The sequence below is a fragment of the Halomonas sp. IOP_14 genome, from assembly GCF_021021315.1.
GTDB lineage: Bacteria > Pseudomonadota > Gammaproteobacteria > Pseudomonadales > Halomonadaceae > Vreelandella > Vreelandella titanicae.
The window spans coordinates 62,585-82,221 of sequence record NZ_JAINWD010000001.1 but is presented as its reverse complement, the minus strand read 5'-3'; the positions used below and the strand labels follow the sequence as shown (position 1 = coordinate 82,221).

Annotated in this window: 14 protein-coding genes and 1 riboswitch; of the genes, 7 read left to right on the top strand and 7 right to left on the bottom strand. The window is 56.0% G+C overall.

What is annotated here, in order from left to right; genetic code table 11:
• Window positions 1-13 precede the first annotated feature (13 nt).
• From corA to K7H09_RS00355, 3 genes are all read right to left on the bottom strand, one after another.
• The gene (gene corA / locus K7H09_RS00365) at window positions 14-982 is read right to left on the bottom strand and encodes a magnesium/cobalt transporter CorA (protein WP_022522538.1); all 969 of its coding nucleotides are present in this window, start codon (window positions 980-982) and stop codon (window positions 14-16) included.
• Entirely contained in the window at window positions 954-2,366 is a 1,413-nt protein-coding gene (locus K7H09_RS00360; RefSeq protein ID WP_009288217.1) for a sodium:solute symporter family transporter, read from the bottom strand. The genes corA and K7H09_RS00360 overlap by 29 nt, the downstream gene beginning before the upstream one ends.
• A riboswitch (TPP riboswitch) is annotated at window positions 2,356-2,461 on the bottom strand. (Overlaps the previous gene by 11 nt.)
• Window positions 2,462-2,585: 124 nt before the next feature.
• On the bottom strand, window positions 2,586-3,167 hold the full coding sequence (locus K7H09_RS00355; protein ID WP_022522537.1) for a peroxidase-related enzyme: 582 nt from the start codon (window positions 3,165-3,167) through the stop codon (window positions 2,586-2,588).
• A gap of 178 nt (window positions 3,168-3,345) precedes the next feature.
• Between K7H09_RS00355 and K7H09_RS00350 the strand changes: the two genes are divergently transcribed.
• Window positions 3,346-4,038 (top strand): hypothetical protein, encoded by a 693-nt coding sequence (locus tag K7H09_RS00350; RefSeq protein WP_009288215.1) that lies wholly within the window; start codon window positions 3,346-3,348, stop codon window positions 4,036-4,038.
• Between the two features lie 88 nt (window positions 4,039-4,126).
• On the opposite strand, the gene K7H09_RS00345 is transcribed toward K7H09_RS00350, so the two are convergent.
• Entirely contained in the window at window positions 4,127-5,626 is a 1,500-nt protein-coding gene (locus K7H09_RS00345) for a CoA-acylating methylmalonate-semialdehyde dehydrogenase (protein WP_009288214.1), read from the bottom strand.
• Window positions 5,627-5,901: 275 nt separating this feature from the next.
• On the opposite strand from K7H09_RS00345, the gene K7H09_RS00340 reads away from it, so the two are divergent.
• Window positions 5,902-6,972 (top strand): zinc-binding metallopeptidase family protein, encoded by a 1,071-nt coding sequence (locus K7H09_RS00340; protein ID WP_230803111.1) that lies wholly within the window; start codon window positions 5,902-5,904, stop codon window positions 6,970-6,972.
• On the opposite strand, the gene K7H09_RS00335 is transcribed toward K7H09_RS00340, so the two are convergent.
• On the bottom strand, window positions 6,969-7,979 hold the full coding sequence (locus K7H09_RS00335; protein WP_022522535.1) for an alpha-E domain-containing protein: 1,011 nt from the start codon (window positions 7,977-7,979) through the stop codon (window positions 6,969-6,971). The genes K7H09_RS00340 and K7H09_RS00335 overlap by 4 nt on opposite strands.
• 4 nt (window positions 7,980-7,983) lie before the next feature.
• Window positions 7,984-9,465: a circularly permuted type 2 ATP-grasp protein gene (locus K7H09_RS00330; RefSeq protein WP_022522534.1), complete on the bottom strand. Its 1,482-nt coding sequence runs from the start codon at window positions 9,463-9,465 to the stop codon at window positions 7,984-7,986.
• A gap of 364 nt (window positions 9,466-9,829) precedes the next feature.
• Between K7H09_RS00330 and K7H09_RS00325 the strand changes: the two genes are divergently transcribed.
• The 5 genes from K7H09_RS00325 (at window position 9,830) to K7H09_RS00305 (ending at window position 18,838) form a co-directional block, all read left to right on the top strand.
• Window positions 9,830-13,180 (top strand): transglutaminase family protein, encoded by a 3,351-nt coding sequence (locus tag K7H09_RS00325; RefSeq protein WP_230803101.1) that lies wholly within the window; start codon window positions 9,830-9,832, stop codon window positions 13,178-13,180.
• Window positions 13,181-13,243: 63 nt separating this feature from the next.
• Window positions 13,244-15,670 carry a circularly permuted type 2 ATP-grasp protein gene (locus K7H09_RS00320; RefSeq protein ID WP_022522532.1) on the top strand — a complete coding sequence of 809 codons (2,427 nt, stop codon included), beginning with the start codon at window positions 13,244-13,246 and terminating at the stop codon, window positions 15,668-15,670.
• Window positions 15,667-16,533: a transglutaminase family protein gene (locus K7H09_RS00315; protein ID WP_022522531.1), complete on the top strand. Its 867-nt coding sequence runs from the start codon at window positions 15,667-15,669 to the stop codon at window positions 16,531-16,533. The genes K7H09_RS00320 and K7H09_RS00315 overlap by 4 nt, the downstream gene beginning before the upstream one ends.
• 61 nt (window positions 16,534-16,594) lie before the next feature.
• Window positions 16,595-17,020, top strand: a complete 426-nt coding sequence (locus tag K7H09_RS00310; protein WP_022522530.1) for a hypothetical protein — start codon at window positions 16,595-16,597, stop codon at window positions 17,018-17,020.
• 93 nt (window positions 17,021-17,113) lie between these two features.
• Window positions 17,114-18,838, top strand: a complete 1,725-nt coding sequence (locus K7H09_RS00305) for a potassium/proton antiporter (RefSeq protein WP_141440824.1) — start codon at window positions 17,114-17,116, stop codon at window positions 18,836-18,838.
• A gap of 45 nt (window positions 18,839-18,883) precedes the next feature.
• On the opposite strand, the gene K7H09_RS00300 is transcribed toward K7H09_RS00305, so the two are convergent.
• Window positions 18,884-19,597: a DUF3581 family protein gene (locus K7H09_RS00300; protein ID WP_009288206.1), complete on the bottom strand. Its 714-nt coding sequence runs from the start codon at window positions 19,595-19,597 to the stop codon at window positions 18,884-18,886.
• Window positions 19,598-19,637 lie beyond the last annotated feature (40 nt).

The following is a 19,637-nucleotide window of genomic DNA, read 5'->3' as shown; positions in this document are numbered from 1 at the left end:
TTAAAACCTGTCCTTAAAACCAATGCTTGCGCTTAAATAGCCAAATCATGACACCCGCAATACCCAACATGGCTCCCCAGACAAAAAAGTAGCCATACTGATAACGCAGCTCGGGCATATTTTCGAAGTTCATACCGTAAATCCCGGCAATAAACGTGAGCGGCACAAAAATCGCGGTAATCACCGTGAGCACCCGCATGGTGATATTTAGCTGGTGGGAGGAAATAGAGATATAGCCATCGATTAGGTCACCGCAAATGTCGTAGTACATTTGGGTCAATGTGTAGAGGCGTTCGAAGCGATCCGCTACATCGTTGATGGCGTGCAGGGTTTCGCTCTCTTCCCGCGGTAAATGCTCATAGTCATAAGCGGTGAGTTCTTGGGTAATCCCCTGGTGGTAGCTAAAGATGCGGCGCATTTTAACCAGCCGGGAACGGTAAGTGATGATCTTGCGCATTAGCACATCATTACCATTTTCCAGCAGCTCGTCTTCCAGATCGCTTAACGCCGTTTCGAACTCAAGCAGGCTATCGATATAAAAGCCCGCAGAAATATACATCACCCGCAGCGCGACATGTTCCGGCGAATGGGCCAGCAAGGCTTTACCGTGCTCGTTGAATAGCCGTTCTATGGAGAGCGCTTGGCCGGGATGGAGGGTGACCAGAAATCGCTCCCCCACAAAGAAACAGACCTGTTGAGGCAGATAGTTTAGTTCGGCATCAAAGGAGGAGATGCCACGATAAATAATCAAGGTGTGATTATCAAACTCTTCAATTTTTGGCGGATGGCGCTCTTTGTGGGCATCTTGAATCGCCATGGGGTGAAACTCAAACGCCTCTAAAATCGCCCGCTCGCTTTGTTGGGACTCGCCCTGCATATCGATCCAGATATGGCTGCCAGGCGTCGCCTGCCAGACAGCCAACAGGCTTTCATCCCCCTCGTGGGTCTCACCTTCAGGGGTAGTCAGAAGAGTTCGAATCATGGATGTCCTTGCGAATAGCTAGCGTTAAGTAGGCTAACAGCACACTCACCAGCGTTGAGGCGATTAACGCCCCGACGAATGGCCCCAAGGTAGGGACACTGCCCGGAAAACTGGCGGCCACCATCCCGGCGACCAAGCTTCCTTGGCTTAACCACCCTGGGAGAATGGCACCCAGCAGCCCCGCGATGCCACCTACAATGGCGGCCAGTGGCGTCATTCGTTGCCACAGGCCCAACAGCACAGGTACCACAATGGCAGCACACAGCAGGTCGGCAATCAAAAACAGACGCAGTACTGACAACCCCTGCAAGGCAATTAATACCACCGGTACCATTACTACCACTGTCACCCAGCGGGCAGCCACCAGTGATACGCCCTGCTGCTCGCTGCGCGCGACCACCAACGAGGCAATACCATTTTGCAGCGTATCAACGCTGGAGGCCACCAAGGTCACCGCTAATACCAAGGCGGGTAGCGTCAGCCAAACAGGAGCATCACTTAACAGGGCAAAAAATGGCATCGGCGGCTCGCCTAATGGCACACCACTCATCGCGGCCAATACACCCAGACCACCAATCACCATGACGACGACTACCGTCATTGCGCCACCTAACCATGCCCCGCGCCCCAGGCTTTGATCGTCTTGAGCGGCCCACACGCGCTGCCAATAGCCTTGATGGAAGAGATTGGCCGCGGTAACCGCGATCACTAGCGTTAACGCTACGCTGAGCGCACTGGTGATGGGAATGGCAGGAAGCGCAGCCTCGTTGGGAATAGTGGGAAGCCGCCATAGGGCCATGCCACCGACCACACACAGCAGTACCAGTAACAACCACGCCTGCCAACGGTCAGTGGCAAGGCTGGCCCGTAGACCACCTGCCGCAGTATAGATGAGCGTGGTAAGCGCCACGCCAATAATCACCAGTGCGGGGGGCACATCGGAAAGCAGCGCGGTAATGGCGCCAATAGCGGTTAGCTCGGCAGCTAAAAAGCACGCCATATAGGCGATTGATACCAGCGTTACCCAGCGCCTTACACCAGGGCCATAGCACGCTTCGGCAAACTCGGCGATGCTGCGCCCCTCGGGCAGCGCCCGGCGAATCTTCGGCCCATACAGCCCCAAGACGATAAACGGCAGCGCAGAGCCTAATGCATAGCCTGCCAGGGCCAGCGGGCCAACAAAGGCGCCGATTTCAGGAGGAGCAAAGAGAATCCATGCGCCCATGCCGGAGGCAAGGAAGGAGAGCCCCAGGGTAGATGCCGTTTGCGAGTTACGGGCGGTGACATAGTCATCAAGTGGGCCATTCACCCAGCGAGCCCGGAGGCCTAAGTAAGCAAAGCAGCACAGCGCCGCACCAAGCACGGCTAACGTTAGGTAAAGCATGTCGCACTTCCTCCGCCGGTACGAACCGGATCAGGTTCCAGGGTCTGCGTAGCCGCATCTCAGCCCTTTTATGCAGGGCTCCCCTGGCGACAGTGAATGTAGGTGTTTTGCTAAGCGCTTTTTCTAAGTACGTTTTTGGGTACTTTTCGAAGCGCTGTCTCAAGAACTATTCTCAATCAAAATCATAGCTTAGTAAAGTTAAGGTGCGCTGGTCGCCTCTTAGCGAGGCACTCGCCCCATCAGGTAGAACTCCTCATTGGGTGGCGTACCTGCCAGGGTAACCAACCGATTCGACAAGCCAAAAAACGCCGCGATCGCGCCTATATCCCAGCAATCCTCTTGGCTAAAGCCTACTTCCAGCAGGCGGGCAAGCCATTCATCAGTCATTTCACCCACATCGATGGCACAGTGCATGGCGAAATCGAGCATCACCCGGTGGCGCTCGCTAATCGGCGCCACCCGATGGTTGATCGCCACTTGGTCAGCGAGTAGCGGGTCTTTACTGTAAATGCGCACCAGTGCCCCGTGAGCAACCACACAATATAGGCAGCGATTACGTGCGCTGGTAGCCACTACAATCATCTCTTTTTCGGCTTTGGTGAGGGTATCTGATTCGCGCTCCATCAACGCATCGTGATAGGCAAAAAAAGCACGAAATTCAGCAGGGCGATGGGCCAACATCAGAAAGACATTGGGCACAAAACCCGCTTTACCCTGAACGGTCAAAATGGTACTGCGAATATCGTCAGGCAGGTCATCCAATGTTTCAGGCACGTTAAAACGACTTAATGATGAAGACATGCTCACCTCTTTCTTGTTAAGTTTAGCCATCTCATAAAAACGGCTTAGCGGTTGTGTAACAAAAAGCTGAATTAAGAGGCTTTTATTCAGCCGCCCTACTCGCCATACTGAAGATTCGTTCTGTGACAAAAAAACATGCGCTACTCTTAATAAACAGTTCGTTCAAAGGGACACTGTCATGAGCCATAACGAAGCCAAGGAACATACCCCCGGTCGTCTAAACGAGCTGTTTACTGACCCTTACCGAGCATTTGAAAATGATACCGATGAGCGTCAGCTGCACATTCGTATAATGCTACATATGCTGCTTGCCCGCCCAATGACACGGGGTCAAATGACACTTCGCGTCATTCATGGCTGGGAAAATGGCGGCTGTGAGCCCGAAGACCTCCAGCATGTCGACTATACTCTTGATGGCGTTCCTGACTTTAAGCGCGCTGTACAAGATTTTGAACACGCTTCTAAGCACAACACGCCGTTACCTGCCGACAACAGCGCCATTCTTGCCGCCCCGCTTGCCAATGCAATTGCAGACGCCGAAGCCGAAGGGCAAGACCTTACCAACGATATTCGCGAGACCCCTGCGCGCTGGCCAGCCTTTGAGGGTGGTTTGGCACTATATACGCTGTTTAAAATGTACCATCGGCTGATTTATGGCGAAGATGACACCTACCGCTGCACGCAGTGTGTAACTCCGCTGGGAATGCGCGAAATACATGAGTTTCACCTTGAAGAGGGTGAGTTTGCTCTGCTCGTCCCCCCCGCTGAACACTTTATGGGTAAGGAGTCGCTGTTAGTATTGCATGAAAGCCAGCTCGGCCCCATTGAACAGCTGCTTGAAGAGAGCCTTCCGCTGTTTGACAACTTTTAAGCCAGCCACCTGGCTTGATCTGCCAAGCGGTTAACCGACCTCGTTAGCAACTGGCCCCGCTTAAGCGGAGCCAGTTAGCGCCACTTTTTTAACCCAGTGAAATCGTGCTATTGATACCACTGGAAACATTCTCGGGTTCAAACCAACGTGCCGTTACGGTTTTTGTTTGTGTCCAGAATGCAATCGCCTGCTTACCATTGGGCCCTAAATCGCCCAGCTTTGAAGCCCTTGACCCGGTGAAACTAAAGTAAGCGACCGGTACGGGGATTGGCACGTTAATACCAATTTGTCCAACATCGATATCGGTTTCAAACCGGCGCGCTACCCAGCCTGAGTTAGTAAAGATGGAGGTACCGTTGCCGTTGGGATTGGCATTGATAAAGGCAATCGCCTCATCCAGGGTTTCAACACTGACCACACACAGCACGGGGCCAAAAATCTCTTCGCGATAAATGGTCATATCGGCGGTTACATCGGCAAACAGGGTCGGCCCCACGAAGTTACCGTTGGGGTAACCCTCTACCTGAACCTTGCGACCATCAACCATCAGTTTGGCGCCCTCTTTCTCCCCTGCATCGATTAAACGTAGTACACGATCACGGGCAGCAGGTGACACCAGCGGGCCCAAGTCCGCATCAAGCTGAGTGCCTGGGCCTACTTTCATTGCTCGCGCCGCATCTACTATATCGCTTAGCCACTCGCGTGCCTCGCCGACAAGCACCACTACCGAGTTCGCCATGCAGCGTTGGCCCGCAGCGCCAAAAGCTGAGCCCAGCAGGTTGTTGATCGCTTGACTACGGTTAGCATCGGGCATAACCACACAGTGATTCTTGGCGCCCATCATCGCCTGCATGCGCTTGCCCGCCGCTGCTGCACGGTTATACAGCAGCGACCCCACATGGGTAGAGCCGATGAACGAGAGCGCTTTGATATCCTGATGATCGGCAATTTGATTGGCCACGTCCGGGCCACCGTGCACTACGTTGAGCACGCCCGCAGGGATACCCGCTTCATGGGCTAGCTCCACTAAGCGCATGGTGGAGCTGGGATCCTGTTCGGAGGGCTTAAGCACAAAGGTATTTCCGGTGGCAATCGCCAGCGGGAACATAAAGCAGGGCAACATAATCGGGAAGTTAAAGGCGGTAATCCCAGCCCCCACCCCCAGCGGTTGGTGCATGGTGTAAACGTCTACCTCGTTGGCAGCGTTTTCGGCTAATTCACCCAACTGCAACGAAGTAATCGAACAAGCGTGCTCTACCACTTCCAGACCACGACCCACTTCGCCTTCCGCATCGGGCAGGGTTTTACCGTGCTCTTCAGTAATCAGTGCCGCGAGTTCAGCGGTATTGTCGCGAATCAGCGCTTGCAGCTTGAGCATAATGCGCATGCGCTTCCCCAGCGGCACTTTACGCCACTCCTTGAACGCTTCTTTGGCACTACTGATAGCGCGTTCTACTTCGTCAGCGGTACAGAACGGCACTCGAGCCACTACTTCTTGCGTCGCAGGGTTGACCACGTCGCGCCACTCCTGGCTCTGTGACTGGACGGGCTGGCCATCGATATACATGGGAATTTCGCGAACGGACATAGCGTTGCTCCTATTTATGGTTGTGGTTGTTATGGTTGCGAGTATTAAAAAAAGCTGTTTTTAAAACGCATCGCGGTAAGACAAGTACACAGGGTATAGCAGCAAGTTGACGTTAACGTCAACCAAGTATCTCATGAGTAAACAAAATCTACGCCAGAACGTCAATTAGCCTTTTCATTGTGGCACCGCGCTGGCTATGCTTCGGCTAATCAGTGTGCCGCAGGCTTGCGGATCGCCCACGGCGAAAGCGCGTGTTTAAACACAGGGAATTATCTATGCAGACCTTTCACTGCCGCTGTGGCAATACGCTGTTCTACGAAAACACCCACTGCCTTGCCTGTCAGTCAGAAGTAGGCTGGTGCCCTGCTTGTAGCAATATCGTGGCCATTGAGCCCTTGGATAACGGCGGCTATCGCTGTACCCACCCGGGTTGCGATACAGCGCTAATGAAGTGCCACAACTACGCTGTTGAAAACGTATGTAATCGGCTGGTGGTGATGGAGCACGGCCAAGCGGACACGCTCTGCGACTGCTGTCGTTACAACGAAGTAATACCCGACCTCAATATTGCAGGCCACCGTGAGCGTTGGGCGGCACTAGAGGCTGCTAAACGGCGCCTTTTTCATACTCTGGACCTACTTAAACTTCCCCACGGTACCAAAGACGACGACATTGCTGTGCCGTTAAGCTTCTCATTTATGGCTGATGCCCTCCCCGACCAGGGCTTATGGCGTTCCACCGCCAAGACAGAGAAGGTGTATACCGGCCATGCAGCAGGGCATATCACCATCAACATCAAAGAAGCCGACGACGTTGAACGCGAGCGCTTGCGGGTCGACATGAACGAATCCCATCGCACATTAATTGGTCATTTCCGCCATGAAATCGGCCACTACTATTGGGATGTATTGGTTAAGGATCGCGATGAAGAGAATTGCCGTGCGGTATTTGGCAATCACCACCGGCCAACCTATGCTGAAGCGTTAGAGCGCTACTACCAGCAGGGGGCGCCCAGCGACTGGCCTAATCACTTCATCTCTGCTTACGCCACCATGCACCCCTGGGAAGATTTTGCTGAAACATTTGCCTACTACTTGGATATGGTCGCCGTGCTGAATACCGCACTGCACATGGGTATTACCCCCGTTGAGTACGACGGCAGTCTGGAGAGCATGCTGATTGCCTTTCATCAGGTAGGGATGGCAGTGAATGAGCTCAACCGGGATATGGGCCTGCTCGATTTGGCCCCAGGAGTGCTTGCCCCAGCGGTGCGCGAGAAGCTGGCGTACCTGCATCGAACCGTGCAGGCCGCCAGCCCGCTAGAGCGCGGCTCCCCCACTGGTTAGTCGTTATCGTTATCCCCTGCGTGGCTTTGACTCTGGCTCTGACTCTGGGTTTGGGTGACGCGGGGCACGCTGTCGTCATTCACAAAGTAGGTTGCGCTAAGCGTATCGTGGATAGCGGCAAAGCCGATCTGCAGTTCGTCGATAAACAGGTGCAGCTTGCTGGGTGAGTGGGCCAGCGCTTGAATATCGGCATCCACCACATCGGCGCGCACCAGTGAAACGGTCGCTGCCGGTCGATCCTGTCTTGGCAGTAGCGTCAGCTCATGGCCCAGCGTCTCCAAGCTGCAGGCAATGGAGCGTGGCAGATTAGGATCTTGCAGCAAAAAGCGCAGCACATCCGGGCCCCGAACGCGTAAGCGTACCTGCTGACGGTACATTTGGTAGGCGGTGAGCGATTTGAGTACGCTCATCCACTGCAGGTTTTCAAACGGCAGCAGCTCTTCAGGGTTTTGCGGCAGCAGGCTGGCAGAGCGCACATCCACGATGCGAGTAGTCATATCGGCCCGCTCTAACTGACGCCCCAGCTCAATAAAGGTACGCGCAGGGCCATGGCTTAACGTGCCTTCAATCAGGCCCGTCAACGCCTGGCAGCTACGGATGACGCTTTTGAGAAAGCTATCGCGACGGCGTGGACTAACACCGTTTTCGGCATGATCGGCCACGCTCAGATAGAGCTGGTTAACCTCTTCCCAAATCTCCCGGGGCACCACATCCCGAGTGGTTCTGAGGTTCTCACGGGCACTGGCAAGCGCAGAGATAATCGAAATATCATTGTCAGTATCAGCGCATAAAAAGTGCACCACATTGCGTTCATCAAAGTCTTTATGGCGTGCGGTAAAGGCTTCCAGACTGCCGGTCATTTCGATAAGCGGTGCCCAACCTAACGGCAGGCGCCCCGGCAAATCGAGCATAAGGTGGCTATTGACACTCAGCAAACGGGCAGTGTCTTCCGCACGTTCAATATAGCGCGCCATCCAGTAGAGGTTCTCTGCAACGCGTGACAGCATGGCGTTAGGCTCCTTTCACCGCGGCCGCTGCCGCCTTGTCGTCGGTTTCTACAATCCAGGTGTCTTTACTACCGCCACCTTGAGAAGAGTTCACCACCAACGAACCTTCTATCAATGCCACGCGGGTCAGACCACCGGTGGTGACATGGATTTCTGGCCCCGAAAGAATGAAGGGGCGTAAATCCACATGGCGCGGCTGCGGTAACCCATTCGCCAGCGTAGGCGTGGTCGACAGTGCCAGGGTAGGCTGAGCCATATAGTTGCGCGGGTTCGCCTTAATCAAACGGGCAAACTCTTCGCGGGTCTCTTTGGTTGAGCGTGGGCCAATGAGCATACCGTAGCCCCCCGACTCATTGGCCGGTTTCACTACCAATTCATCCAGGTGGTCGAGGACATAGCGGCGGTCGTCCTCGAACATACACAAGTAGCTGGGCACGTTAGGGATCAGCGGCTCTTGATCGAGGTAGTAGCGAATCAACGCGGGAACAAAGGCGTAAACGACCTTATCGTCCGCCACGCCAGCCCCCGGCGCATTGGCAAGTGCTACTTTCCCCGCCCGCCAGGCGCGCATTAGGCCCGCCACCCCCAGCATGGATTCCGGGTTAAATGCTTCCGGGTCGAGAAACTCATCGTCTACACGGCGGTAAATAACATCGACCCGGCGTAGCCCTTCCACGGTGCGCATGTACACCACATCATCGTCATCAACGAGTAGATCACTTCCCTGCACCAGCTCGACGCCCATTTGCTGGGCAAGATAGGCGTGCTCAAAATAGGCAGAGTTGTAGATCCCGGGAGTCAGTACCACTACCTGGGGGTCATCACCTGGCCTTGGCGACATCTCCGCCAGCATGTCGTAAAGCTGAGCCACATAGTCATCAACGGGCAAAATCTTGCCTGAGGCGAACAACTCCGGCAGTACCCGCTTGGTGACATTGCGGTTTTCCAGCATGTAGGAGACACCGGAAGGAATGCGTAAGTTATCCTCCAGCACGTAGAGCGTCCCGTCGCCATCGCGCACCAGGTCAGAGCCACATACATGAGCCCATACGCCGTGAGGGGGGTTAATGCCAACACACTGGGGGCGGAAATTAACCGATTGTGCCAGCACCTCGGCGGGCAGTACTTTGTCCTTAATGACTTTTTGATCATGGTAAAGGTCATCGATAAATAGATTCAGCGCCTGCACGCGCTGCTTAAGGCCTGCCTCGGTTTTACGCCACTCACTGGCGGGAATGATTCGCGGCACAATATCAAAGGGCCAGGCACGGTCAATCATCGCGCCTTCAGAGTAGACGGTGAAGGTAATCCCCATGGTACGAATAGCGATCTCCGCCGCGGTTTTTCGCTCCGCTAACTCCTCGGCGCTAAACCTTGCCAACATGTTGCACAATTCACCCGCTGACTCGCGTGGCTGACCGGGAGCGGCCATCAGCTCATCGTAGTAATCACGACACGCATAGTTATTCCAATTCACTTGGCTCATGGGCGCTCTCCTGGCGCTGGGGTGGAAGCGGCAACTTCCTCAATGCTCAGTGTAGGCCTGCCGCGTGCAAAACAATCAAACAATTGAGAGCAAAATGCGTACCATCTTTTGCGATATTTCAACGTTCACTTACTTAAACGCTACTTGACAGAGAGCACGAGGAAATTAAAACGCCTTTACGCCCTATCTTGGTGCGCGCAAGAGGCATCAAGTTGGTGCATAACGCGATTTCCACTTTAGTTAAACGTCTTAGTTAAGATAGCGGCTGCAAAAAAGTAAAAGTGGAACGATACTTGCGAAACGTTCGGTTATTCCTTAACCCAACCGACCAGCCGGTTAATAACGGTTCTTTTGAGGGTGGCTCATGACCATTCGCGTTGCCTTGTATCATCGTACGACTTACCACTTTGACCGCCCGGTGCGTCTTTCGCCCCATGTTATTCGACTGCGCCCAGCGCCCCACTGCCGTACTCATATCGAAGCGTACTCGCTCAAACTCTCCGGCAATGACCACTTTTTAAACTGGCAACAGGATCCGTTCGGCAACTTCAATGCTCGCGTGGTGTTCCCTGAACCGCGCCAAGAGTTAACCATTGCCGTCGAGCTAATCGTCCCGATGACGGTGATTAACCCGTTCGATTTCTTCTTGGACGACATTGCGCAAACGATTCCCTTTGCTTACCCAGAAGCGCTGCGCCAAGAACTAAGCCCCTATCTTGAAATAACCGAATCAGGGCCACGGCTGATGGAGTGGCTCAAAGCCGTTCCCCGTGAACCGACTACCACCGTCGATTTTCTGGTCGCGCTTAATCAACGTCTGCAGAATGACATCGGTTACCTAGTGCGCCTGGAGCCCGGTGTCCAGAGCTGCGAAGAGACGCTGACACTCGCCAGCGGCTCCTGCCGCGACAGTGCCTGGCTGCTGGTGCAAATTTTCCGCCATCTGGGCCTCGCCGCTCGTTTTGTGTCCGGCTATCTCATTCAGCTCAAGTCAGATGTTAAAGCGCTGGACGGCCCGAGCGGCAGCGAGGTGGACTTCACCGACCTGCACGCCTGGACCGAAGTCTTCCTGCCCGGCGCCGGCTGGGTAGGCCTTGACCCCACCTCAGGTCTATTCGCTGGCGAAGGACACATTCCCCTCGCCGCCACTCCGACGACGGGTAGCGCCGCGGCCATCACCGGATTTTCGGATAAGTGTGAAGTCACCTTTGATGTGACCATGGAGGTCGAGCGCATCCATGAAGACCCACGGGTCACCAAGCCCTATAGCGATGAACAGTGGCACCGTATCTGCACGCTGGGCGACCAAGTGGACGCTGAACTCTTACAGCAGGACGTTCGCCTTACTATGGGGGGCGAACCCACGTTTGTATCCGTCGACGATATGGAGAGCCCACAGTGGAATACCGAAGCGTTAGGTGAGCACAAGCGCGAGCGCGCCGAGGCACTGCTAACCCGGCTGCAAGCCGCCTATGCGCCCGGCAGCGCTATTCAGCAACAGCAGGGCAAATGGTACCCCGGTGAACCGTTACCGCGCTGGGCGCTGGCCTGCTATTGGCGGAAAGATGGCGTGCCGCTATGGCGAGATCCAAAATGGCTAGCTTGTATGGAAGGCGCCCCCAAGGTAGCCGTGGATGACACCACTGCCCAACGCTTTACCAAAGCACTTAGCGAACGCCTGGGCGTGGCTGAGCGCTACTGGATTCCGGCGTATGAAGATGCCTACTACTACCTCTGGAAAGAGCAATCGCTGCCGGTCAATGTCGACCCACGCGAAGCCAATCTAAAAGATGACGCCGAACGCCACCGTTTAGCTCGCTTATTGGAGCAGGGGTTAGACGAAGTCGTGGGCTACGCCCTGCCGCTGCGCCACTCGATCAGCCAAGCCCACCGCTGGGAGAGCGGCCGCTGGCCGCTCAAGCGCGACCACTTATTTCTGGTGCCCGGCGATTCGCCCATGGGCCTACGCTTACCCCTTTCAACGCTTCCCTGGGCTGACCCAGAGGAGCAGCCGCAGCCTGAATCGCTGTTCGCTCCTCGGCCTGAACTGGGTGATATTCACGGTGAAGTTGCCCGCCGCAACGCCGAACAGCTGCATATCAGTGATGCCGAACGCTTGGGGCGCTCAAGCCACCCGAGCCCATCACACCCCGAGGGCGAATCCGTTCAACAGCAGCCCCCGGCAAACAGCGATAGGGAAAGTAATGTTATTCACACCAGCCTATGTGTGGAGCCACGGGATGGTCGCCTAAATATTTTCCTGCCCCCGCTGACCGGCTTAGAGCACTACCTGGATCTACTTAGCACCGTTGAGGAGTGCGCCAAGGAACTCGCTTGCCCGGTCATGATAGAGGGCTACTCGCCCCCTCGGGATCCGCGTCTGGAAAATTTTATGATCACCCCCGACCCAGGCGTGATCGAAGTGAATATTATGCCTGCGGCCAGTTGGCAAACCCTGGTGGCACAAACCGAACGGCTGTATGCGGAAGCCCGTGAAACCCGCCTGGGCACTGAAAAGTTTATGCTCGATGGCCGCCACACCGGTACCGGCGGTGGCAACCATGTCACCCTGGGCGGGTTGACGCCTGACGATTCACCGTTTTTGCGTCGTCCGGATCTGCTCGCCAGTTTAGTCACCTACTGGCAGCACCACCCGAGTCTCTCTTACCTGTTTTCGGGTCTGTTTATTGGCCCCACCAGCCAGGCGCCGCGGGTGGATGAAGCTCGCCATGAAGCCCTCTATGAGCTGGAGATCGCCCTACAGCAAATGCCCGAAGGCGAAGTGGTGCAGCCCTGGCTGGTCGATCGCTTATTGCGCCACCTGCTCACCGACTTAACCGGCAATACTCACCGCGCCGAATTCTGTATCGACAAACTCTACTCGCCGGATAGCGACAGCGGTCGCCTCGGCTTACTGGAACTACGCGGCTTTGAGATGCCACCCCATGCCCGCATGGGGCTGATGCAGATGCTGCTGATCCGCGCACTGGTAGCCCGCTGCTGGAAAACGCCCTACCGAGCCAAACCGGTGCGCTGGGGCAGCGCCTTGCAGGATCGCTGGATGCTTCCCCACTACCTCTGGAGCGACCTTGACGACGTGCTGGGTGACTTGCGCCACCACGGCTTCGATTTTGATCTAGAGTGGTTCGCCCCCTTCCTGGAGTTTCGCTTCCCGCTGCACGGACGCTTGCACACCCCCATGCTGGATATTGAGCTGCGCCAAGCCATCGAACCCTGGCATGTATTGGGCGAAGAGGCCTCAGCTGGCGGCACTGCCCGCTACGTGGATTCCTCAGTGGAGCGCCTGGAAGTCAAGGTGAGTGGCATGAGCGGTGACCGCTATGTGGTGACCTGCAACGGCCGCCGGGTGCCCCTTTCAGCTACCGGCAGAAACGGCGAAGCGGTGGCCGGGGTGCGTTACCGCGCTTGGCAGCCGCCCTCGGCGCTTCATCCGCAGATCCCCATTCACGCGCCGCTGGTGTTTGATGTGATCGACACCTGGAACCAGCGCTCAGTCGCGGGCTGTACTTACTACGTAGTGCACCCCACAGGGCGTAATTTCGATACCTTCCCGGTCAATGCGTTTGAAGCCGAAGCGCGAAGACTGGGGCGTTTTAGTGACAGCGGCCATAGTCATGGCCATCAGGTTCCCAAGCTGGAAACCCCCAGCCTGGAACTGCCGCAGACCCTCGACCTGCGCTGGACGCCTAGCTAATGCTTTTCTCTTAGCGACTAGTGCAGGATAATCCGCCTCCTACTGCTTAGGATTACAAGGATAATGACGGCCCCTGTCTCTCCCTCACTTCTCGCGCCCGTGGCTAACGGGCTCGTTGAGGATTACTTACACCAGCTAGGCAAGGGACAGCCCGGCACGTTCGACGCCATGCTCGATGGCCAGGGGCAGTTACGCCCTGGCTGGCAGAGCTTACTCGGCTCATTGGAGGGCCTGGGCCCGACGGGTCGTCACCAGCAGCATGACGAGATTCAGCGCCTACTGGCTGAAAACGGCGTAATTTTCAATATGCATGATGAAACCCAGGGGCGTTCGTGGCGGCTCGACCCGCTACCCTGGGTGATTGATGAACCACAGTGGCAAGCATTAGAAGCGGGGCTAATCCAGCGCAGTCGTCTGCTGAGCGCCCTCTACGACGATATCTATGGGCCCAAAACGCTCTTTGAGGCTGGACTACTCCCCACCCAAGAGCTGCTTGCCTCAGCGCATTTATTACTGCCCTGCCACCAGTCGCTGCCCAATGACCGCGCGCCGATTATTTTCCACGGTGTGGATGTGATTCAGGATACTCAGGGCCAGTGGCGGGTGTTGGCAGACCGCCTACAGGCGCCATCCGGTACTGGGCTTGCGCTCGAAAACCGTATACTGATGGCCCGCGCCCTGCCGGATATGTATCGCAATGCGCCCTTAAAGCGGCTAGCGGGGTTTCTTGACCTACACCACCGCACGCTGATCGCCATGGCCTATCAGCATCGCGATAACCCCACGCTTATCTTATTAACGCCGGGGCCGGGGAGCCCACGCTATTTTGAGCACGCCTATTTAGCCAATTACCTCAATATTGCACTGGTAGAAGGCCAGGATTTAGTCGTACGCGATACCCAAGTATGGCTGCGCACCCTGGGCGGTCTACAGCCAGTCGATGTGATACTGCGCCACTGCGACGACGCTTACTGCGACCCGCTGGAACTGCGCGGCGATTCGCAGCTGGGCGTACCCGGGCTACTCCAGGCCATGCGCTCAGGCGGCGTGGCGCTATCTAACGCCTTGGGGGTAGGCATTTTGGAAGCCCCGGTGTTAGCGGACTACTTACCGATGCTGTGCGAGCATCTTCTGGGTGAGACCCTGCTGCTGCCCAACGTCAATGCCACGACGCAGCCAGCCACCGCGCCGGTTTTTGATAGCCACCTACAGCGCCTGGAGCCCACCACGCTCAACCTACGCTGCTTTGTAACACGCACCCCCAATGCCACTGCCAAAAGCAGCACTGCTGCTAAAAATAGTGCGGCTGGCGAGTACCAAGTAATGCCCGGTGGTTTAGCTTGGGTTGGCGAACCTGGCTTGCCATCACTAAGCAGCACCATCGTTAAAGATGTCTGGGTTACGGCAGCCTCTCCTCAGCCCCATGTCAGCCAGCTCCGCCAGGCCCGCGGCCCGGTGGTGGCCACCCGTGACGGCACCGACCTACCCAGCCGAGTAGCCGAAAGCCTGTTTTGGTTAGGCCGCTACGGCGAGCGCTTAGACACCCGCGCGCGACTGCTGCGTGAAGCGCTAATGAGGCTAATGGAGTACGACCAGGATGAGATCGCCGATCAGCTGCTCGATGAACTTCTGCTGGCACTGGATATCACCACGCTAAACGAAGAGGACCAACAGCGACTACAGGCACCTTTGATTGGTTTTGATCTAAAGCGCGCCGCGTTACTGGCGCAGTTTGATGACGTGGATCCCCAGGCCTTACAGCCACTGTTTGCCCAACTAATGCGCAACGCACGCAGCGTGCGTGACCACTTAGGCGATGACTCCTGGCGGGTGGTGCACCAGCTGCGTCAGCGCATGGCCACCTTCAACCCAAGCTTGGGGGCCAGCGCGGCACGGCGCGCTTGCGAGGGGCTGTCTGCTCAGCTAGCCGCCTTCTTCGGGCTGTGTAACGAAACCATGCCCCATCACTACGGCTGGCGGTTTATGGATATTGGTCGCTTCCTGGATCGCGTACTGGGACTGCTCTCGCTGCTCAATCTCACCCTCAATGCGCCGCACTCGCCGGGGCTGGCGTTGTGGGAAGTCGTGCTCGCCACCACCGATAACTTTACCGCCTATCGCCGCCGCTACCGCAGTGAGCTTCACCCTGCGGCGATTCTCGATCTACTGCTGTTCGATGAAACCAATCCTCGCTCGGTGGGCTATATGCTCAAGCGCATTGAACGACAGATGGATCGCCTGCCGGGCAGCTCATCGCCCTACCGTAACGCCGAACGGCGGCTATTAATTCAGGCCAATGCGGCACTGCACCTGGCCGACATTGATCGCTTAAGTCATCTAGCCGATACACCGGAGGCACAGGATGCCTTAGAGCAACTGCTGGATGCTTTAATTGAACCCTTAAGCGCGCTTTCTGAAGCCATCAGTCAGAGTCATTTCAGCCACGTGGAGCGGCCACGCCAGTTAGTCAGCATGGAGCCTGATGCATGAACTACACGCTGCGCCATACCACCCGCTACCACTACAGCGCCCCCGTGACGCTGTGCCATAGTGAAGCTCGGGTACTACCACGTAAAACGCCGCATCAGCACTGTGGTGCCTCGGAACTGCAGATCAGCCCCACGCCGCAGGTACAGATGGAGCGCCGCGATGTATTCGGCAATCGAGTGCTCTATTTCGCCATGGAGGAAGTTCATCAAACCTTGGATGTCACGGTGGTAACGCAGTTGAGTACACACCCCTTAGCAGCGCTACCCACCACCTCAACGACGTGGGAACAAGTCGCTCAGCAGCTTAGCCAGAACAACAGTTTTGACATTCAACTTTACCGCCTCGACTCACCGTTTATTCGCCGTAATGATGAGCTGGCCACCTTTGCCCACAGCTGCTTTACCCCAGGCAGGCCAATAGTCGAGGCGACTCTCGCGCTCAATGAACTGATTCATCAAACCTTCGAGTACGACCCCAGCTTTACCACACTCGCAACGCCGCTAAGCGAAGTACTCGCCAACCGGCGGGGTGTCTGCCAGGATTTTGCTCATCTCGCGATTGGTGCATTGCGTTCGGTAGGTCTTGCTGCGCGCTATGTCAGTGGCTATTTGGAAACCCAGCCCCCGCCCGGGCAGCCACGCCTGATCGGCGCAGATGCTTCCCATGCATGGTTGGCGACCTGGATTCCCGAATGGGGGTGGCTGGCCCTAGACCCCACCAATGGCACCGTGGCCAGTGAACAGCACCCTGTACTGGCCTGGGGGCGAGATTACGCCGACGTAGCCCCGCTAAAAGGCGTCATGAACGGGGGCGGCGAACACCGCCTGGAAGTCGAAGTGGATGTCATGCCACTGGTGGGCTGATGCAAACCAACCCCACCTAAGGTATAACAGATACATAGCTGGCTTGTTCAAGGAAGACCCGATGCAGCAAAGGGATGGTGATGGTAAAAACGTCGGGCATGCGCCTCTCTGGGCATCCCAGATCCTGCTTCTGGGCTGTTTTCTGGTCTTGCTATCGGGTGCCGTCGAACAGTTTTACAAGCCACATTTCACCGAGCTGCAACAGACCGATGAAAGCCTGAAAAGTCTTTCGAGTCACTACGCTTTCGCGCCACTCCCCACCAAGCTACGAATAAGAAACGCTGCCACCAAGCGGCAGGTAGATAAAGAGCTTTTGAAGGCCATCAAATGGTCAGCCGACGATCCCCCTCCCGTTAGCTTTTTCGCCTCGCTGCATTCAGCTATCTCCCGCCAGGCAATTCTTGGCCGTGTCGTTTCAAACGACACCAGCGGCTGTGCCCTCCTTCTTCCCCCCGGTCGGGCACCGCCTATCCTCGCAAAGAGCTAACTACGTAGTTGTTCAGTTATTCATTAGTGGCACCGCTTTAGAGACACGCTGCCATTCAAACTATCAGTACCTTTTTAGAAGGGTTCTCCGTTTATGTTTCCCGTTGACAAGCTCATTTTACTTGCTGCGATTTTGATATTGGTGGGCATTGTATCGAGCAAATTATCTGCCCGCCTTGGCTTACCTGTCCTGGTTCTGTTCTTGGTCATTGGCATGCTGGCCGGTGAGAGTGGTATTGGAGGGATCGCCTTCGACAACCCAGCGGGGGCACATGCCCTAGGCACGCTGGCGCTGGCAATGATCCTCTTTGACGGCGGGCTTCAAACGCCTACCTCATCGATTCGAAAAGTCTGGAAACCCGCCTCCCTGCTCGCCACTTTCGGGGTGTTGATCACGGCTCTAATCACCGGCGTGGCAGCCGCCTACATTCTCGACTTACCGCTGCTGGAAGGCCTGCTGCTAGGGGCTATCGTGGGCTCCACAGATGCCGCAGCGGTATTTTCGCTGTTAAGAAACGCCGGCATACATATCAATAAAAAACTGAAATCCACGCTAGAGATCGAAAGCGCCTCAAACGACCCGATGGCTATTTTCCTTACCGTCGGGTTGCTGGAAGTGCTGGTCAATGGCATGAAACCAGGCATGGGGCTGCTTGAGCTTTTCGTCATGCAGATGGGCGTAGGGGGCCTGGTAGGGCTTGGCGTAGGATGGGCATCAGTCAAGATCATTAACCGCATCCATCTGGTGGCCTCGGGCCTTTACCCGGTAATGGTGGCCGCGTGTGGCTTCCTTTCCTTTGGTATCTCAGCCAACGCAGGGGGGAGCGGATTCCTGGCCATTTTCCTGACCGGGGTGTTCATTGGCAACCACCGTATCGCCTTTCAGCGCAGCACATTCCTGTTTCATGATGGGCTCGCCTGGCTAAGCCAGATCGTGATGTTCGTGGTATTGGGGCTGCTGATAAACCCGGTGTCTCTGCTGGATGTATGGCTGGAAGGGCTGGTGATTGCTGCGGTACTGATTTTGGTTGCCCGGCCAATCGCCGTGTTGCCGGTCATGAAACTGTTCGGCTTCAATGCCCGTGAAGCCAGTTTAGTGGCCTGGGTAGGCCTACGTGGCTCCGTCCCTATTATCCTGGCTATTTTTCCGCTGATGTTTGGGCTGGAGGGTGCAGAATTAATCTTCAATGTGGTGTTTTTCGTGGTGCTGATCTCGGCAACCATCCAGGGCACCACTCTGCCAGTGGTGGCCCGCAAGCTGGGATTGACTGAAAAACCGCCAGCGGTACCGGCGGCCAGCCTTGAGATTACCGCGCTGGAAGAGGTAGATGCCGATATTGTGGAGTACACCCTGAGCGACCATCCACGCGCAGCGGGTCGGCGGCTTTCACAAATGGCACTACCCGATACGACGGTCGTCGCGATGATTACCCGGGGTAAGGACGTAATTCCCCCGCGAGGCTCGACAGAGCTAATGGCTGGCGATCACCTGTTCGTGGTGCTGCGTCCCGAGACGAGGCCGTTTATCGACTGTGTCTTTTCAGATGCGGTGGGCGTGGTCAGTGACGAGCTGCCCGATCAGGAGCTAAAGCTCAAGGGCAGTACAAGGATAGACGATTTACGCCACTCGTATGGCGTGTTGATCGAAGGAGAGGATGGCCAGACGACTCTCGATGCACTGCTGCGCAATACACTCTCCAGCCAACCGGAGATAGGCGACTCACTTCAGCTCGATGGCATCATGCTGGCGGTACTGGCGACACTCGGTGGCCGTATTACCACGGTTGGCTTGACGGTGCAGGACAAGCCTGACCAATAAGCGTCTTATCCATACTTAGCCTCGCAAGAGGCTAAGTACCAGTGTTCAAGTCGAGGCCGTCTCGTAAGCGGCCTTGAGACGATAGAACTCTTCTACAATAGCGGCCATTTCATCGGCGTCATAGTCACAAAGGCCGCTCACTACGAGCTTTTTGGAACCCACCCCTACGGCCTCCCCGGCGGACTCAATAGAGAACTCCAGCAGTGCATCGGCGCGTTTACCGTGAACCTCCAGCGAAGAGTGATTCAGCGTCAAGCCCGGTGCAAAACCATCCAAACGCTCGAGTGAAAACCCCATGCTATCGTAGATCACCAGTGGACGTTTGGGGTTAAACATGACCCCGTGCTCTTCCATCAGCGGTTTGAGATAGTGCGGAAAGTTTTTGCCTGAAAACGCGACATAGCAACGCGCAAAGGCTTCCACCACCGCAGGATCGTGGGTAATGTCACCACTACGCACCACCTGTAAGTAACATTTGCCGCTCTCATCACAGACGTGAAGTGCACCGTTGTCTGCTTCGCTAAACTTAAGCGGCGTATCAGCGCCCACCATGTTGGTGAAGCGAAATTCCATTTGCCGCGACAACCCAAACTTTGTGAGTATCAGTACAAACAGTAGATCACCGGGCACACAAAAACGGCGTGCATCCGGGTTATGAATAGGGTTGTAGTCACCCGCCACGCCTTTGGCGAAGCGACTGGCCTGCTCTGCGGAGATCACTACATACTCTCCGCGCTGCGCGTAAAAATCCTTGAACATGGCGTTTGTTGCCTGCCTAGCGTTGAAATCGAAAACCCGT

What these genes read in the sequence shown, in the direction of transcription:
- corA (WP_022522538.1), bottom strand. Translation starts at nt 982, where the DNA reads ATGATTCGAACTCTTCTGACTACCCCTGAAGGTGAGACCCACGAGGGG.
- K7H09_RS00360 (WP_009288217.1), bottom strand. Translation starts at nt 2,366, where the DNA reads ATGCTTTACCTAACGTTAGCCGTGCTTGGTGCGGCGCTGTGCTGCTTT.
- K7H09_RS00355 (WP_022522537.1), bottom strand. Translation starts at nt 3,167, where the DNA reads ATGTCTTCATCATTAAGTCGTTTTAACGTGCCTGAAACATTGGATGAC.
- K7H09_RS00350 (WP_009288215.1), top strand. Translation starts at nt 3,346, where the DNA reads ATGAGCCATAACGAAGCCAAGGAACATACCCCCGGTCGTCTAAACGAG.
- K7H09_RS00345 (WP_009288214.1), bottom strand. Translation starts at nt 5,626, where the DNA reads ATGTCCGTTCGCGAAATTCCCATGTATATCGATGGCCAGCCCGTCCAG.
- K7H09_RS00340 (WP_230803111.1), top strand. Translation starts at nt 5,902, where the DNA reads ATGCAGACCTTTCACTGCCGCTGTGGCAATACGCTGTTCTACGAAAAC.
- K7H09_RS00335 (WP_022522535.1), bottom strand. Translation starts at nt 7,979, where the DNA reads ATGCTGTCACGCGTTGCAGAGAACCTCTACTGGATGGCGCGCTATATT.
- K7H09_RS00330 (WP_022522534.1), bottom strand. Translation starts at nt 9,465, where the DNA reads ATGAGCCAAGTGAATTGGAATAACTATGCGTGTCGTGATTACTACGAT.
- K7H09_RS00325 (WP_230803101.1), top strand. Translation starts at nt 9,830, where the DNA reads ATGACCATTCGCGTTGCCTTGTATCATCGTACGACTTACCACTTTGAC.
- K7H09_RS00320 (WP_022522532.1), top strand. Translation starts at nt 13,244, where the DNA reads ATGACGGCCCCTGTCTCTCCCTCACTTCTCGCGCCCGTGGCTAACGGG.
- K7H09_RS00315 (WP_022522531.1), top strand. Translation starts at nt 15,667, where the DNA reads ATGAACTACACGCTGCGCCATACCACCCGCTACCACTACAGCGCCCCC.
- K7H09_RS00310 (WP_022522530.1), top strand. Translation starts at nt 16,595, where the DNA reads ATGCAGCAAAGGGATGGTGATGGTAAAAACGTCGGGCATGCGCCTCTC.
- K7H09_RS00305 (WP_141440824.1), top strand. Translation starts at nt 17,114, where the DNA reads ATGTTTCCCGTTGACAAGCTCATTTTACTTGCTGCGATTTTGATATTG.
- K7H09_RS00300 (WP_009288206.1), bottom strand. Translation starts at nt 19,597, where the DNA reads ATGTTCAAGGATTTTTACGCGCAGCGCGGAGAGTATGTAGTGATCTCC.